Below are 15,928 nucleotides of genomic sequence, written 5' to 3'. Positions count from 1 at the left end.
AACAGAAGTATGAAGCTATTCATTTTAGTGGTGATTTATCTATTTCAATCTATAGCGTCTTTCTTTTCTAATCAAGATGTAATTTATACTATTATAGCTGTTTTGGTTGTGCTCTACGGTCTTGCCCATATTTTTCGGTTAGATAAGGTTAAAGGGTTTTCTTGGGTAGTTAGTCCCGCTAGCAGTAAGCAAAGAGCCTGGTATAACTCATTGGGTGAGAAATGGTATGGCATATTAATGGGCAGTATTTATACTTCATTCGGAATACTGTTACTGTACTTACTATGGATAGTATAAGATGTCATAAATTAAAAATAAATTTTTGTAAACTAGAATTTATATAACCTAAACTAAAAACGATTACCAATGGGATTAAAAGACATGTTCATCAATTTAATGCGAAAAGTTGACACCGGTTTCGATACGGAAGATTACACGTACGAACAACTTAAGGATATGGAAAGTAAAGGCTTTGATGTAAAAGAATTGCTTGAAAAATTCGAAAAAGGAGAAAATAAAAATCAGCTTTTAGACCGTATTAGGTATGAAAACGTTGAGATGGAAAAAAGTAAAATTCCGAATCCTACCGACGTTAATTTACTGAAGCCATACATGTATTCAAAAATTGACATCAATGCTGAGTTGTTCAAAAAAAGTATGTCGGCACCGTTAATGGGTAAAGACAAGTGGTTAGAAAAAGTAAAACAGGGCGAGGTTATTTTGTCTACCGTTATACAATGTGCGCCACAATTGTGGGAAGTTAATGAAGATGTAGGCTATGGCATGTTAGTTTGTGCTTTAGTTGAAGAAGGAGAACATAAGAATACTCCTTTGTTCTTAAAAGCGGTAAGTGCGCTCCTAAATAACTTTAGAGACTTGGAAGAAGATGAATTACCAGAAGGTTTATCTGAACAAATGATTAAACTGTATTATGATTTAGATAATCCGGATTCTACTTTCGATATTAAACTAGATCAAAGTTTGTTAGATGCCTATAATTTTGAGTTTGATAATAAAAAGGTCAGTTCAAATGATATTAGAGTAGCCACCATAGGCTTTTCAGATAACCAAAATGATAAATTGCCTAGAAAGGCTTTAGGCTCTGACGGACTACTACCATTCATTGCTTTTAATGATAGAAACGAATTTCATGTCAACAATTATAAAGTAGTACATGGTTCTCTTTACAGCATTTAAAATTATATAAAATAGTATTATCAATAGTCTCATAAAATCATTTGTGAGACTGTTTTTTTTTAAAATTATAATGAATGGATAAAGATACGTACAAAAAGAAATTTACAGAAGAAGATGCCGTGGGCTGGTTGTCCATAGATAGTTCATTGGAAAAAATCTATGGTAAAACTGAGCCTAAACATTATGGTCCTTTATGTGGTATTCATTATTCAATTGGCGGATCGGACCCCATAGATGGAGCCAGTATATATGAGGCAACAAACCAAGAACCTCATAAACATATGATAAGTTATGGCATGTCTGAATTATATTATAATGAAGATAAAACAGATGAAGAGTTTAGTAAATGGGGATTTGAATTTACCTTTAGACTAAAGCCATTTAAAGAAGATAAAGACGAGCCTATTTGGGCAATTCAGGTCATGAATAACCTAGCTCGTTATGTTTTTGAAAGCGGAAAATGGTTTGAAGAAAATCATTTCATACCCGCAAACGGACCTATTCGTTTAAATACCGACACAAAAATTACCGGTTTTGTATTTGGCCTAGATCCAGAACTAGGTACAATAAAAACACCACACGGAGAAGTTGCTTTTTTGCAGTTAGTAGGCATTACAGAAAATGAGGTAGAACGGTTAAAAGCAAACCCTACAACTACTGAAGTTGAAAAACTGATTAATGAGTTAAAGAAAGATAATCCGTTGCTGATTACAGATTTGGGAAGGGAGTAACCGCTGTAATTATATAAATTTTTCGGTAGGCAGTTTCAGTTCTCAGTACACCGTAGTAGTTGGTAGTGTAAAATTAAAAACGTCTTTGCGAGGAGCCTTTCGCGACGTGGCAATCTGTATCATCTAAGTTAGATTATTTAGTAGGCATTGTTCAGTGTTTAGTTCAATGTGCCAGCGGAGTGACAGGTGCGTTTGTAGAATGTGTTGCTTTTGAAATACCAAGAGGGATAAGAATCAACTTAATAAACCCAACTTTTTTAGAAGAAGCTTGGGATATTTACGGCGAAATGATGCCTGGTTTTGAGCCAGTATCCGGTAGATTGGTAGGTAAAGCTTTTGAACGCTCAGTAGACGGATTCATTACTGGTCAAGTACTTTATGTAGATGCCTAAATAGTAGTGATTTTTGAAGTAAGGGCAAATTGAATCAAGATTCAATTTACCCTATTATTTATCATGAGTTATTGAAATTTTCAAACCCAATTTAGTAGAATCCGAAACCTATTAAATTACAACAGCTATTCTTGTGTAATCATTCTAATACTACTATTACCGTAATCAACAACATAAAGATTACCATTCATATCTATTGAGATACCTCTTGGTTGACTAAATTGTGCTTCGTCTCCACTTCCTGAAACAAACCCAGGCATACCATTACCCGCTAATGTAGTTACAGCCCCCGACATATTAACTTTTCTAACACTGTGGTTTCCTACATCTACTACATAAAGATTGTCTTGAGCATCTACAGTTATTCCACTAGGAAATTCAAAACTAGCATTAACACCAATTCCATCTGAGAATCCTGAAGTCGAACTTCCTGCGAACGTACTTACTTCGCCAACCGAATTAATTTTTCTAACAACATTATTACCGCTGTCGGTTACATAAAGATTTCCGTTAGAGTCAATTGCAATATCCTTAGGATTTGAAAATTTAGCAGTTGACCCGGCACCATCTAAATATCCAGAAGTACCATCGCCAGCAATTATACTAATATCACCTGAACTGGATACTTTTAAAATACTGTGTTTAGATCTTTCTACAATGAATAAATTTCCATCTTCATCAATAGTTATACCTTCAGGATTAAAAGTAGCTTCCGATCCATAAATTGCAATAAGTTCAGAAGAGCTCTGATCAATTAAAGTACTAACTTCTCCATTTGGTGTAATTACTCTTATGCTACTATTAAAAAAATCAGATACATAAACAGTACCATTACTGTCTGAAGTTATACCCAATGGCGCATCAAATTCTGCATTTTGCCCGTTACCGTTTACCAATCCATCATTCCCGTTACCAGCTAAAGTACTAACAGAAATACCAGCTAATAAATCATCTACATATTCATATGTAACCTTCCTGATTCTATTATTTCCAGTGTCCGTAACATATAGGTTGCCATCTGCACCTACAGAAATATCATTTGGGTAAGAAAACTGTGAAATATTTGCATCTCCATCAGCATATCCTGCATCTGTTCCAGTAACAATGCTAACCTGAATATCAGAAATCTCATAATCAAAAACGAAATCATTAAATTCTTGTTCACCAATTAAAATTTTGACATTTCCTGAATATGATTTAGGTGGTACAATAGCTGTAATAGATGTCTGACTTACCAATTGAACTTCAGCTTCCAAATCTCCAAAAAAGACTTTTACCAAGTCTACATCATTCCCGAAATTTGTACCGGTAAAAGTTACTAAAGTATTTTTAGGTCCACTTGTAGGTTCCATTGAATCAAGATTGATTTGTTCAAGCAAAACATTAATCTTATACTCTTTTGTACTGTTGTCTTCTGCAGTTACTACATACGTCATTGGTGAATTGAAATTTTGCGGACCATCAGGGCTTATCGTAGCTAATTCTGATATTTCAATAGTGGGTACAAGATTAGAAATGTCGATTCCGCTTGAAATCGATAGATTTACAACACCTTCATCTTCATTTATTTGTCCAAAAATACTGTCACTCAATGATTCATTATCAGAACTGCTAAAACTAAAACTGATAATAGATTTTTCATTGCTTTTTGAGGTATCATCATCTGAATTGTTATCGTCTTTATCACATGATAGTGGTATTAAAATCAAAAAAACAAGTAAGGACTTCAGTATTTTATTCATAATAATTTTTTAATATTTTCGGTTCCAAATTAAACGAATTTGGTAGTGAATTATTGCTAAGCACAACTTTTATAAATTAGTAGGCAAAGCTTTTGAACACTCAGTAAATTCATAACAGCTATTTATATTGGAATCAATGTTAAATAAATCTGAAAAAACGAACTTCGTTTTAAGTTACTGTTGAGAAATTAAACCTTCGTTAAGCTTGCTGATTGTTTTAAATGAATACCTATGAGAATTCACATTTTTAAAAAAATTACTGCCCTCCTTTTTTTAATACTACCCTTTACCTCTTGCAAAACAAGCCCAACTATATCGGGTACCTTAGAAGGTTTAGAAAAAGAAAACACTAAAATCTACTTAATTCAACCTGAGGACTTACAACATGTGGCAGCTTCTTATTTAGGGAAAGTCATAGACTCCGCCATTGTAAATGCCGATGGTAGTTTTGAGTTCCACAACCCACCAAATACAGAAGAACCGGTTTTATTAGAATTAGCCGTGCAACCTACCAATAAAGCAGGCAATTATTTGATTACAGATAACCCTAACAAGGCGAACTATATGCCTATTGTTTGGCAATTCGGAGAACCGCTTCAAATCGTAGCGCAGTTTGATGAATTTCAAAAAAGTTTTACGATAGAAAATCCTTCAGATTTGAATAACGCTTTGTTAGAGGTAAGAGATATCAAAGCAAAAGCTTACCAAACATATCTTGCCGATACCCATTGGAACGTTGAAGACGGCGATGAATTAATGGCAAAAGAACATGCCGTATTACAATACCAAACAGCGTTGATGGAATTTGCAGAAAGCACTCCGCAATTATTACCTGCGATTGTTGCTTTACGTTGGGTAAGCCCGGAAAACGATTATGAACGAGTTCCGGAATTTTTAGTAGACCAATGCACCAAATGGAAGAAAACACAACCCGATCACCCATGGGTGCAGCAATTGTGTAAAGAAAGCGAACCGAAAAATTTACCGGTATTGACAGGTGATGAATTTCCAAATATTCAATTTCCTTTGATGACAAATGACACGGTGCTTTTAAATGATGTATTGGGAGAAAAATTGACGATTGTAGACTTATGGGCATCTTGGTGTGCGCCTTGCAGAATAGAAAATAGAAAAGTCCTTGCGCCCCTTTATGATGAATACCAAGACCAAGACCAAGGTTTACAAATAATTGCCTATGCCTTAGAAAGTGATGAAAGAAGCTGGAATGCCGCAGCAAAACGCGATGGCGCCGACCGTTGGCTGCAATCATCTGACTTACAAGGAGACGATGCTCCTTTTTTAAAGAAAATACGTGTGCGTACCATTCCTGCGAACTTCATTTTAGATAGTAACGGAGTAGTCATTGCTAAAAATATACATGGTGAAGAATTGATGGATTTGGTGAAAAGTAGTATTGAAAATTAAGCTTAAACTATAATCTAATTAACTATTTCGTTAATAACTTGATTACAACTCCTTTTGTAAGTACTTGCTTTCAATTTTTGAAAGAACGAATTTCGTTATCATCCGCTAAAAGGAATTGAAACTCCCTTTAGCTCACCGTTGGCAACAATTTTGAAATTTCTCAAAAAGTCAAGAATTAATACAAAAATTAAGCAAATATGAATGGACTTGAAAAGCAAAACGGAAGGACAAAAAATGTTTTCCGAATAATATTGGGAATTGGATTTCTAATAAGCTCAATACTTGCGTACGGACAAGAATCGCAAATCCTTCTCAAAACGGACTTTGATGGAAAAGTAACTGAAGGCTCTCTAAAAACGTTAATTGAAAATATCGAAAAAGGAGAAAGTATTAGAATTGGCTGGCAATTAGATTTTAATGAAGATAAAATTCCTGACTTGGAGCATTGGATTGATGGAGAATTCTTGACCATAATGAATGGACACGTATTTAATCAAATCCAACCAATTTATGCGCAAGCACCGATGGTTGAGATTCCGCAAGTTGAAATAAGTAATTCGCCTTTACAATGGACAGCAATTATTGGAACAAACGGTAAATTAAAAAGTAGATATATATATCCAGATATTGAAAAAGAAGAAGATGAGGAAGAACGAAAATATCTGCAAGAGATAACTCAAATAAACGAAAGAATGGTTCAAACCATTTGGGTTAAAAAATAGCTTGCGGGAAAAAACTGTTGCCAACAATACCTAAACGTAATGCGGACTTTAGGGCAAAACCGAAAGGTCTGTATATATTTATAATGTCGCTAAATCTTATGGATTTAGCTTTGGACAAGAAAAAATAAAACTAAACAATAAGCTTTAGCTTCGTGCGCAGACGGAAATTCAACGTTTCCTTACTTCCGCACTACGCTTAGCCGAACCGATAACGAAACCCCAACTAACCCCTATTCTTCTCCTCTATCCATTTACTAATAAACTTTGTAGCAGTTAGAACTCTAGATTGAGCTTTAAATAAAAAAGCTAAGCTTCGTACGTACAGTAAAACTAAAAATTTTCTCTGCTTTCGCACCAAGCTTAGCTTGACAGTTGTGTGAACTATTTCACACAACTAAAAAAATCTTAATTGATTATTTCTTCAACTTCACGAAATAATCAAAGATTTCTGGGACATTTGCACTTGCCATACCTTCATCAAAAGCAGCCTGTAGGCTAGCAGAAGTAGCAGAAGCAACCTTAGATTCTGTACCAAGATCGTCCATCATTTGTACAAAATAACCAAGATCTTTATTCGCATTGGCGATAGAAAAACCTAAATCACTTACATTGTCTACTGCGTAGTTTTTACAAAATTTCATGAACGGTGAATTCGATGGTCCAGAAGACATAATATCAAAAAGTTGTTGTCCGTCTACACCAGCAAGTTTAGCGGCTGCAAAAGCTTGTGACATAGCTACAACAGTAGTCATCCCCATAAAATTATTAATCAACTTAGTCGTATGACCAGCACCTAGAGGTCCTAAATGAAATACATGTTCTCCTTGTACATCTAATATAGGTTTTACCTTTTCAAAGGTATCTTTATCACCGGCAGCCATAATGTTTAGCAATCCGTCTTTTGCATGAGCCGGTGTACGACCAAGTGGAGCATCAATCATACCAGCGCCTTTTGCAGCAAGGTCTTTACCAATTTTTTGCGTAGATGCAGGAATTGATGTTCCAAAATCGATCAAAACAGTACCTTCTTTAATACCTTCAAGAATACCATTTTCACCATAAACGATTTTTTCTACAACAGCAGAAGTCGTTAAACAGAACATTATAATGTCGCTGTTTTCAGCTAATTCTTTTGGAGAAGCAGCTTCTTTAGCATTACCGCGAGCGATAACAGTTGCTACTGCATCTTTGTTAAGGTCCATTACATTTAGTTGGAAACCTCTTTTCTGTAGGTTCTCAACCATGTTGGCGCCCATTAGGCCGAGTCCTATAAATCCGATAGTAGGGTTTTTCATATTTGTTTAATTATTTAGTACAAAGATTTAAATCTGCTAGTTAACATATTTTACTAGTTTAAAAAAGAAACTAAGCAACTATCCTCTATTCTTCTCCTAAATCCATCTGTTCATAAACTTGGGAAACAATTAAATTTCAGTAATTGAAAGAACAGACTTAGTTATCATTTGCATTGAAAGTTTTTATAGGTTCTAAATAATGTACTTCCGAAAATCCAGCATTAAAATTATTAATAGATGTATATACAGGTAAAACCAATATATTTATAGTACCTACGTTTTATACTTATGAAAAAAATTATTCTATTCTTAATACCAGTTCTATTTTTTGTGATTTCTTGTTCTTCAGATTCTTCAGTAGATGCTGAAATAGTAACAGAAACGGAAAGTCCTACAGAAGAAGAGCCTATTGAAAATGAAATTTATTTTACTTTAAATGTTGATGATAATTATTATTCTGAAAATAGCGAATCTTGGTTAGTTGTAAATGATGCCAATAACGGTGATGTTTTAGACTATATCCAAATAGACAATGGAACTTCTGTATCTTTTGAAAAACCTAAGACAAACGGTATTATTGATTATAATATTAGTTTAATTAATGTTCTCAATTATGAAGAAAATACATATATAAGTATTTCAACACATTCTTCTATAAGTGACGGTTCTGTTTGGAATTTAATATCTGGTACTTCAGTAGATTTTACTTCTAGAGGAGATGTTATAGGTGAATTAAAAATTAATGCTAACAATTTTAATTCTCCAGCTTCCTATACTTTATCAAATAAATATGGTTCTACCTTATCAGGTGGTTTTAGTGAAACCACAGTAAATCAGCTTACGAATATTGCCTTTGAGAACATTCCTCTTTATCAAGAAAATCGTTATTTATTTTCCATTTATGATACTTATGGTGATGCAAAATATACATTTTTGGATAACCTAACTGATGGAGCAACTATAAATTTCAATAGTTCAGAATTACATAGCTATGACCAAATTGTACCATTATACTTACCTGATGGAGGAGAATATTTCTGTTCAATTGTTGGCTTTGAAGAAAATCAAGCTTACAATGAAGGAGGTGGTTATCTTTTAAACTTAATGTTACCCTTTGACAATGACAAAATAACTTCAAACAATATCAATCTAGGATATTTAAATACTCTCGATAAGTATATAACTAACTTAAATTACACAAATGGTAATTTCAATTATTTATATTTAAAATATGGTGAAAGACCCCTTGGATTTCAATTAGCGGATATTGAGTATTGGAATGTAGAAGTAACTAATGATGCTGTCAATAATTTTCAATTTAATGGACCTTCATCTAATAGTTTTAACAGACAAAGTCACTATTTTCAATCTTCTGTAGGAACGAAGGATATAGACTATGTGGAAGTGAACTGGCATTTAAATCAAGGAAAGTATTATTACGGATATAATTACGAATTACCTGAGGAAATTTTGAATAAATATCCTGATTTAGAAATTGATAATCTTAATTACGAAGGAAGTTCATTTTATTTACATGAATATAATTACTTAGAATATATTGATGCTAAGTACGAAGAATATAATCCAGATTTTCTTTTAGATAGAGAAATAATTAGTGTAAAAAATTAGATTCAAAATTAAAAATCACACTTTGTTCTTCTCCTCAATCCACTTGCTCATGAATTTGGTAGCAGTCATAGTTTGATGTTGTAATAAAGCTCCCGTAAAGTTTTGAATTCTATGTGTTATTAGCCCTTTTTGAAGCTGATTAATTTTATCAATAAATATGTGCTCTAAATTATGTTTGTTATACAAGGCATTCACTAAAGTTTTTCCTTGATCTTGAGCATTTTGCCAGGTAAGTTCAGTGGTATATAATCTAACAGCAGCTTCCACAAAAGCGGTATGGTCGTTTTCAACGTATCCATTCCAGTCCAGAATGCCGTGCATGCCTTCGGCACCAATAGTTGTGGTAACGCTGGGTGTACCGTTTTGCATAGCTGAAAGTAGTTTACCTTTTATTCCCGCGCCAAAACGTAGCGGAGCTAGACATACTTTTGCCGATTGCATGACTTCATTAACATCTTCTGCCCTACCGTTTACAAGAAATCCGGCTGCAGGGTTATGCATTTCTAGAATTTGTTGTGGCAAATATGCTCCGTAAATATGCAATTTAGCTGCTGGCAATTGTTTACGAATTAAAGGCCATATAATCGATTTTAAGCATTTGACCGCATCAATATTAGGTGCGTGTTTTCCGCCACCTATGAATACAAAATCCGTTCTCTCCTCAAAGGTTTTCCAAATGGTCTTGGTAGTGACTTCGTCAACCATAAAAGGAAGTAACAACAATAGACTTTTATCTATGTTGAGTACATCGGTCAGTAATTCCAGCTCATAGCTAGAAATGATCAAAGAGAGATCGCAGCGATATATACTGGCAATTTCCCGTTTGGTCTTATCATCTGCTAACCAAGCATCCGTAGTAAACGGAATATCTTTTTTAAAGCATTGCTCACGCACATGACGTAGGGAATGTAAATCTTCGGTATCTAATATACGAAGCGCATCAGGGCAGTTTTCCGCAACGCGCCACCCAAATTGCTCTTCGGTCAAAAAACGATCGAACAATACCACATCAGGATTCAGATTTTTTACTAAAACATCAAAAGAACTATCGTTCATTTTGATATCCGCCGTTTGAAAACCAAGAGCTTCTATATTTGCCGAGTAATCGGACTTAGAAGCCGCTGACGCAACGGTAATAGCATAGCCCTGCTTTTTGAACACCTCTAATAATTGCATCATACGTACCCCAGCAGCAGTAGATGCAGGCTCTGGCCATACGAGTGCGATTACGAGAAGGCTTTTATGATGTTCTTTTAAGTACAAAGTCCGAAGTATTAAGTACAAAGTACGGGAAATGGTTATTGGTTGGCAAGTTTTTAGTGCTCAGTATCCGTTGGCAGTGTTCAGTGCTCAGTGTTCAGTTGGATTACGTCTTTGCGAGGAGCTTTTCGCGACGTGGCAATCTGTTCGTTCATTGCTAGAAAGTAGTTTTCAGTGCTCAGTTGCAGTTGGCAGTTTCAGTTTTTAGTGTTTTAGTTTAGTAATAATGTCACTTCGAGTGGCTTTTTAGTTGCCGCATAGCGGAAACTTAAAAGTTGCCTGCCTACCGGCGGGCAGGTATCGAGAACTTTAGTACATGAAAGGGTTCTCGATACCCTCCTACTCGGCGGGCAAGCTAATTTCTCGTGCCTCGAAATTCACTCGAATGGACAAGCAAGGTACAAAGTTCTAAGTATGAAGTATGAAGTACGAAGTATTAAGTGTAAGGTGTCATTTGCAAAGTATTACGTGAGAATTGAGAATTGAGAATATAGAGTATAGAATATAGATTTTTAGGTGTTATAAAATTTAGCAAAGCTAAATTTAACCCAACCATCAACCATCAACCATCAACGGACAACCATCAACGGACAACCATCAACGGACAACCATCAACTAATCACCAGAAACACCAATTTCATCCAACACTACTACCCCATAATCTGTTTGGTCAAAAATAAACTTGATAGAACTTATGGATTCCAGATTAAACTCCGGATTTAAATTAGATAGTGTTTTCATTGGAAAATGGTAGGTCTGTAACTGCACTTCCCAATCATTACCGATCATGTCTTTATCTAAGAACTTAAATTTTGTAAACCTTGTTTTTAAAGGTTTTGTAATGCCTTTAATTTCACTCACTTTTAAGGCGATGGTTTGTCCGTTATTGTCTGTTAATTGCACCGTAAAATCTAGTTGTGGTACTTCCCGTTTATCATCATCATCACTTTTGGCTTCCTTTTGTGCATCGGTCAAATTAACATCTAGCCATTCGTGGTTTCCTGCTCCTAGTGTGAATTGTAAACTAGAGTTTGTTAAAAACGGAATAGAATCATCCGCAGAAAGCATCATTTCATACATTCCCTTATCCGAAGAATTCATTGCATTTTCATAATCCCATCCTAAGATAACCGCATTGTTTTCTTGGCTACCTTCATCGCGCGTGGGTAGGTTTTCTTCTTTCCATAAGGCAATGTTGGTCGCTTGTATTTTTGTGGCATCTATTGCCGTGGTAATATCCAAATCATCTTCAAAATTGGCAATGGCATGAAAATTAGAGGATTCAAAAGAAGTAAGGTAATGCTCAACCGGCAACCACTGTTTTGCTACCGAAACATTTTTGAACACTGAGCGAAACTCTTGATGGTCTTTTAATGAAGCTTCAGCAAATGCACTGATGAATACCTTTGCGGCTTCTTGTTGCTGTTCTTCTTTCAATAGCGGGTTCAAATTCAACAACCACTTTGAAGGAGCGCCAAAATCTGAATTTCCCCAAGTGGAATTAAATTGCCCGTGATTGGCGTGGTGAATATACACTCCCGATTTAAATCGAGAGATAGAATCCGTATACTGCAAACGTCGGTAAGGTCGCATTCCCCAGAAGCTCACTTCATCGGAATCATAAGAACCTTGTATACTCAAGAAATTTATATTATTCAATACTATTTTACGGTCATATCTATAATCTGTAGGTGCCAATGCCACTACCCCTTTAATATTAAAATTGAAATCGAATTTCTCACTAGCCTGATCAGGAAAATAAGGTAACGGATTATAAGCCGCAGCAATAGAAACCGCTTCGCCACCACGAGAATGTCCGACGAGCATGATATTCTCCATGTCTACTTTTTGCGCTAGTTCGTGATTATCTTCATTGTTCCAGTTTCTCCATTGTTCTAAATGCTTTAATAGCAACCATGCTCGGGCAGGCATTTCTTTTCCTCTGAAATCACCCGACCAATGTCCGTTTAAAAAATTCTCATCGACCGACACTGCTATTATTCCCCTACTGGCCAACAGATTTCCCAGATAGCCATAACCATCATCAGAATAATCGATCATACTATGATTACCGTGCACAATTAGGGTCAATGGAAATGGTCCGTCACCTTTGGGCATATACACCCTACCATTTAAAGGAAAATTTTCTGCACCGAAACCCCAATAGCTTTCGCGCCATTTCTTCTTTTTATCTTTCCAATCGGGTATCAGCCAGGTGCCATCTACAGTATTCGTTTTATAGGTCACGCCAGTGGAAAATTCTTCGCGTTGCTCATCTGTACCGTTACCATACGTAAATGTTTGTACAGAAAACGGACCGGCAGCTGCAGGGTTCTGTAATGGTTCAGTATCCGGAGGAAAAGAATCTTCTTGAGCAAAAGCTAGTGGAATCTCACTCTCATAAGGGTCAGCTCCAGAACTTGCCAATTCATAAAATATGTAAACAGCACTAAGAGCCATCACAATCAAGAAAAAGCTTGACAAGAAATTTCTTTTCTTTTGAAATCGATATACCGCTATACATAATAAGATACCCAATGCAATTACGCCACTATAAAATAGCGTAGGCCAACCAAAGCCAAAATATTTAAGCACAGTAAAAACGAAAATAGCGCTGAGAACAGCAGTAATCGTTTGTAAAGAAATTTGCTTCAACCCTTTGCCCAGTACATTAAACACTGCGTACGTGACAGCGTGAATTAAAACACCTATAACTATGGCGATAAACATCATTATAATAGGATGCCAACCTGTGAGAAAGTGATAGCCAGTAATACCGAAAAAAAGAATTGTTAAGAATAAGGTGAGGGAAAATAAGCGGTTTTTCATTAGTTGAGAGCGTTGTAGTTGTTCAAGCTCTTGAATTTAACCAACTTCTTTGAATATTGATAATGCATAGTACATTTTTCAACATCCTATAAAATAGCTATCGGTAGATTATAGAATCAATAATTACATCGATCCTAAATCATAATCTGCAACTACTGCGAAAACCTACATTTTTGCAGCGAACAGCTTAGAAATTTTTGAACGCAATTTGCGCTCATAATCTTCCTCTAGCCATTCTTTATAATTTTTGGTGTTGTTCATGATACAATACGAATATTGACGCACACGGTACTTGATTTCTTCTTTCAGTTTTTTAGCTAGAATACGAGCATCAAAAACATCTTCAGAATTCTCTACACAAATTTTTGCATGCTGCTCTATACTTTTCTCCAGTACCAATTTGGATTTTTCTCCATTGGCAAAACTTTTCTTGTATTCCGCTTTAATGTCAAAATCGATATCGGTAGAATTCGCAAATTCCGCCCGTAGATCTGCCGGCATTTCATAGACAAACTCTCGTTCTATCTCTTCATCGTTCTTAATATTCTCCAGGTAGAAATCGGGAAAATGGAAAATCTCTTGCCAGTCGATACCTGCATTCCACAGTCCAAAACGGGCAACATTGTTACCCATATCAATAACATTGAATTCTTGCTTTTGAGGTAGGTATCTAGAACCACGACCGATCATTTGAAAATAAAGGGTAAGCGAACGAGTAGCTCTATTTAGAATAATAGTTTCTACGCTAGGCTCATCAAAACCCGTAGTCAATATACTAACCGATGTTAAAATGGCATCGGGTGTTTCTTTAAACCATTTAAGAATCTCTTTTCGCTCTGCGGCATTATTCTTATTATCTAGATGACGAATATTATAACCCGCTTTTCTAAAGGTTTCACAAACGTATCTAGACGTATTTATACCATTATTAAAAATTAAGGTCTTGGTACCTTTTGCAATTTCATTATAGGCAGAAACCAACTTGTTGAGCATACTGTGGTTACCGTAAAGCTCATCAGAAGACTTTACCGTATAGTCACCACTAATACCCAATTTTAATGTTTGTAGGCTAACATCATAATTATACATGTTTGCCTTAGCCAAGAATTTTTTTTGAATCAAGGATTCTATAGACTCCCCCACAATCAACTTTTTATAGTTGTCTTTCATGGGAAGCTTAATATTGGAGCTTAACGGGGTTGCGGTTACCCCAAGGATTACAGAATTCTCAAAAAACTTAAAAAGTTTACGGAAAGAATTGTAATGCGCCTCATCGATAATAACGAGCCCTATATTATTGATTTCAACCTTTTCTTCTTGTAACCTATTATTAAGTGTTTCTACCATGGCAACAAAACACATGAACTCATCTTGGTCTTGCCACTCCTTTACCTCACTATTTATTATTTTGTTCTTTACTCCAAAACCGTTCAACATTCTAGAAGTCTGCTGACTTAGTTCTATACGGTGCGTAAGTACAATGACCTTTTTATTAGTCTTTGCAATATAGCGTTTGGCAATTTCAGAAAACACCACGGTTTTACCACCACCGGTAGGTAATTGGTACAACAGGTTAGAATTATCGCCATTCTCCTCTAAATACTTAAATATGGAATGCAGATCCTCCTCTTGATAATCGTACAGGGTTTTCTCAGTAGTCTCGTTTTGTAGCTTCAAAAGGTTTGTAGGCGTTTATTTATGTTAATATTGCAAAAACCTTATAAAATTATGAGATTTTTATGGGTCTAGGAAATAAAAAACTTGAAAAAACAATTTTAGTATCCCTTGTCAGAATCTACTAAATTTTGCAATTTTTCTCCTGAACTTAACCTTTTGTAATTTTCTATGATCTGTGGAATAACTGAATTGGTATCTGAAACACTAGCGTAATGCGGAGTCATGTGTACCTTTTTATGATTCCAAAACGGATGACTTTTAGGTAAAGGTTCCGTATGATATACATCTAAGCAAGCACCCGATAAATGTCCGGAATCTAGCAAGGCAATTAAATCATCATCTACCATATGACCACCACGGGCAACATTAATAACAAATGCATTCTTAGGCAGCTGAGATAAAAGTTCTTTATTTAGAATACCCTCCGTTGCGGGAGTCAATGGTAATAGGCATACCAATATATTTGTAGCATTTAGAAATTCTTTTTGTTCCTCTGCCCCAGCAAATGTTTGTACGCCTTCAATATCTTTTTTACTCCTACTCCAACCTTGTACATTAAAATTAAAAGAAGAAAGATCACTTGCAGTAAGCGCGCCCAATTCACCAAGACCTAAAATACCTATGGTAACATCTTTAATGCGCATGTACTGTTTGGGTTCCCAAACATGAGATACTTGATCTAACTTATATATATTTAAATTTTTTAGATGTGCCAGAATAACCGCTAGCACATGTTCAGACATATCACTAGCAAGGTACGGATCAACAATACGTGTAATAGGTATGTTCTTAGGACGCGTATCATCTTCAAAGATATAATCCACACCAGCACCTGCGGAAGCAATACATTTTAGATTGGGATAATCAGCCAATGATCCCTTAGGGTGTTTCCAGATAACCGCCATGGAGATTTCCTCTTTTGGGTGCTCCTCAAGATAGCTGTATACTTTTACAGAAGTATCAGCATTCTGTAAGGCATTTTTCCAAAGGTCAATTCTATCATCTTGTCGTATTACTACTATTGCCATA

At 35.5% G+C, this 15,928-nt stretch carries 13 protein-coding genes; 7 read left to right on the top strand and 6 right to left on the bottom strand.

Features of this window, described 5'->3' with window-relative positions; genetic code table 11:
- Window positions 1–9: 9 nt before the first annotated feature.
- The 4 genes from P177_RS09795 (at window position 10) to P177_RS19420 (ending at window position 2,320) form a co-directional block, all read left to right on the top strand.
- Window positions 10–297 carry a hypothetical protein gene (locus tag P177_RS09795; RefSeq protein WP_036154317.1) on the top strand — a complete coding sequence of 96 codons (288 nt, stop codon included), beginning with the start codon at window positions 10–12 and terminating at the stop codon, window positions 295–297.
- A 69-nt stretch (window positions 298–366) separates the two neighbouring features.
- On the top strand, window positions 367–1,197 hold the full coding sequence (locus tag P177_RS09790; protein WP_036154315.1) for a hypothetical protein: 831 nt from the start codon (window positions 367–369) through the stop codon (window positions 1,195–1,197).
- 74 nt (window positions 1,198–1,271) lie between these two features.
- Window positions 1,272–1,928, top strand: coding sequence for a suppressor of fused domain protein (locus tag P177_RS09785; protein WP_036154314.1), 657 nt, complete (start codon window positions 1,272–1,274; stop codon window positions 1,926–1,928).
- A 179-nt stretch (window positions 1,929–2,107) separates the two neighbouring features.
- Window positions 2,108–2,320, top strand: a complete 213-nt coding sequence (locus P177_RS19420) for a Rossmann-fold NAD(P)-binding domain-containing protein (protein ID WP_209435185.1) — start codon at window positions 2,108–2,110, stop codon at window positions 2,318–2,320.
- 125 nt (window positions 2,321–2,445) lie between these two features.
- Here P177_RS19420 and P177_RS19415 read toward each other — a convergent pair whose 3' ends face one another.
- Window positions 2,446–4,062 carry a DUF5018 domain-containing protein gene (locus tag P177_RS19415; RefSeq protein ID WP_051941791.1) on the bottom strand — a complete coding sequence of 539 codons (1,617 nt, stop codon included), beginning with the start codon at window positions 4,060–4,062 and terminating at the stop codon, window positions 2,446–2,448.
- A gap of 231 nt (window positions 4,063–4,293) precedes the next feature.
- Between P177_RS19415 and P177_RS19410 the strand changes: the two genes are divergently transcribed.
- Window positions 4,294–5,487: a TlpA family protein disulfide reductase gene (locus P177_RS19410; protein WP_051941790.1), complete on the top strand. Its 1,194-nt coding sequence runs from the start codon at window positions 4,294–4,296 to the stop codon at window positions 5,485–5,487.
- Between the two features lie 197 nt (window positions 5,488–5,684).
- Complete coding sequence (locus tag P177_RS09765; RefSeq protein WP_036154311.1) at window positions 5,685–6,209, top strand: hypothetical protein; 525 nt, start codon at window positions 5,685–5,687, stop codon at window positions 6,207–6,209.
- A gap of 413 nt (window positions 6,210–6,622) precedes the next feature.
- Here the strand turns inward: P177_RS09765 and P177_RS09760 are convergent, their stop codons facing one another.
- Window positions 6,623–7,504 (bottom strand): NAD(P)-dependent oxidoreductase, encoded by an 882-nt coding sequence (locus P177_RS09760; protein ID WP_036154309.1) that lies wholly within the window; start codon window positions 7,502–7,504, stop codon window positions 6,623–6,625.
- 330 nt (window positions 7,505–7,834) lie between these two features.
- On the opposite strand from P177_RS09760, the gene P177_RS09755 reads away from it, so the two are divergent.
- The gene (locus P177_RS09755) at window positions 7,835–9,133 is read left to right on the top strand and encodes a hypothetical protein (protein ID WP_157486525.1); all 1,299 of its coding nucleotides are present in this window, start codon (window positions 7,835–7,837) and stop codon (window positions 9,131–9,133) included.
- A 15-nt stretch (window positions 9,134–9,148) separates the two neighbouring features.
- On the opposite strand, the gene P177_RS09750 is transcribed toward P177_RS09755, so the two are convergent.
- The 4 genes from P177_RS09750 to P177_RS09735 form a co-directional block, all read right to left on the bottom strand.
- Window positions 9,149–10,396 (bottom strand): glycosyltransferase, encoded by a 1,248-nt coding sequence (locus tag P177_RS09750; protein WP_036154306.1) that lies wholly within the window; start codon window positions 10,394–10,396, stop codon window positions 9,149–9,151.
- A gap of 612 nt (window positions 10,397–11,008) precedes the next feature.
- Window positions 11,009–13,222 carry a hypothetical protein gene (locus P177_RS09745; RefSeq protein ID WP_157486524.1) on the bottom strand — a complete coding sequence of 738 codons (2,214 nt, stop codon included), beginning with the start codon at window positions 13,220–13,222 and terminating at the stop codon, window positions 11,009–11,011.
- Window positions 13,223–13,387: 165 nt separating this feature from the next.
- The gene (locus P177_RS09740) at window positions 13,388–14,899 is read right to left on the bottom strand and encodes a DEAD/DEAH box helicase (protein WP_036154304.1); all 1,512 of its coding nucleotides are present in this window, start codon (window positions 14,897–14,899) and stop codon (window positions 13,388–13,390) included.
- A 98-nt stretch (window positions 14,900–14,997) separates the two neighbouring features.
- Window positions 14,998–15,927 carry a 2-hydroxyacid dehydrogenase gene (locus tag P177_RS09735; RefSeq protein WP_036154302.1) on the bottom strand — a complete coding sequence of 310 codons (930 nt, stop codon included), beginning with the start codon at window positions 15,925–15,927 and terminating at the stop codon, window positions 14,998–15,000.
- Window position 15,928: the final 1 nt, after the last annotated feature.

The organism is Maribacter forsetii DSM 18668, assembly GCF_000744105.1.
GTDB classification, from domain to species: domain Bacteria; phylum Bacteroidota; class Bacteroidia; order Flavobacteriales; family Flavobacteriaceae; genus Maribacter; species Maribacter forsetii.
The sequence above is the reverse complement of the archived record's forward strand: the minus strand, read 5'-3'. Positions and strand labels throughout refer to the sequence as shown.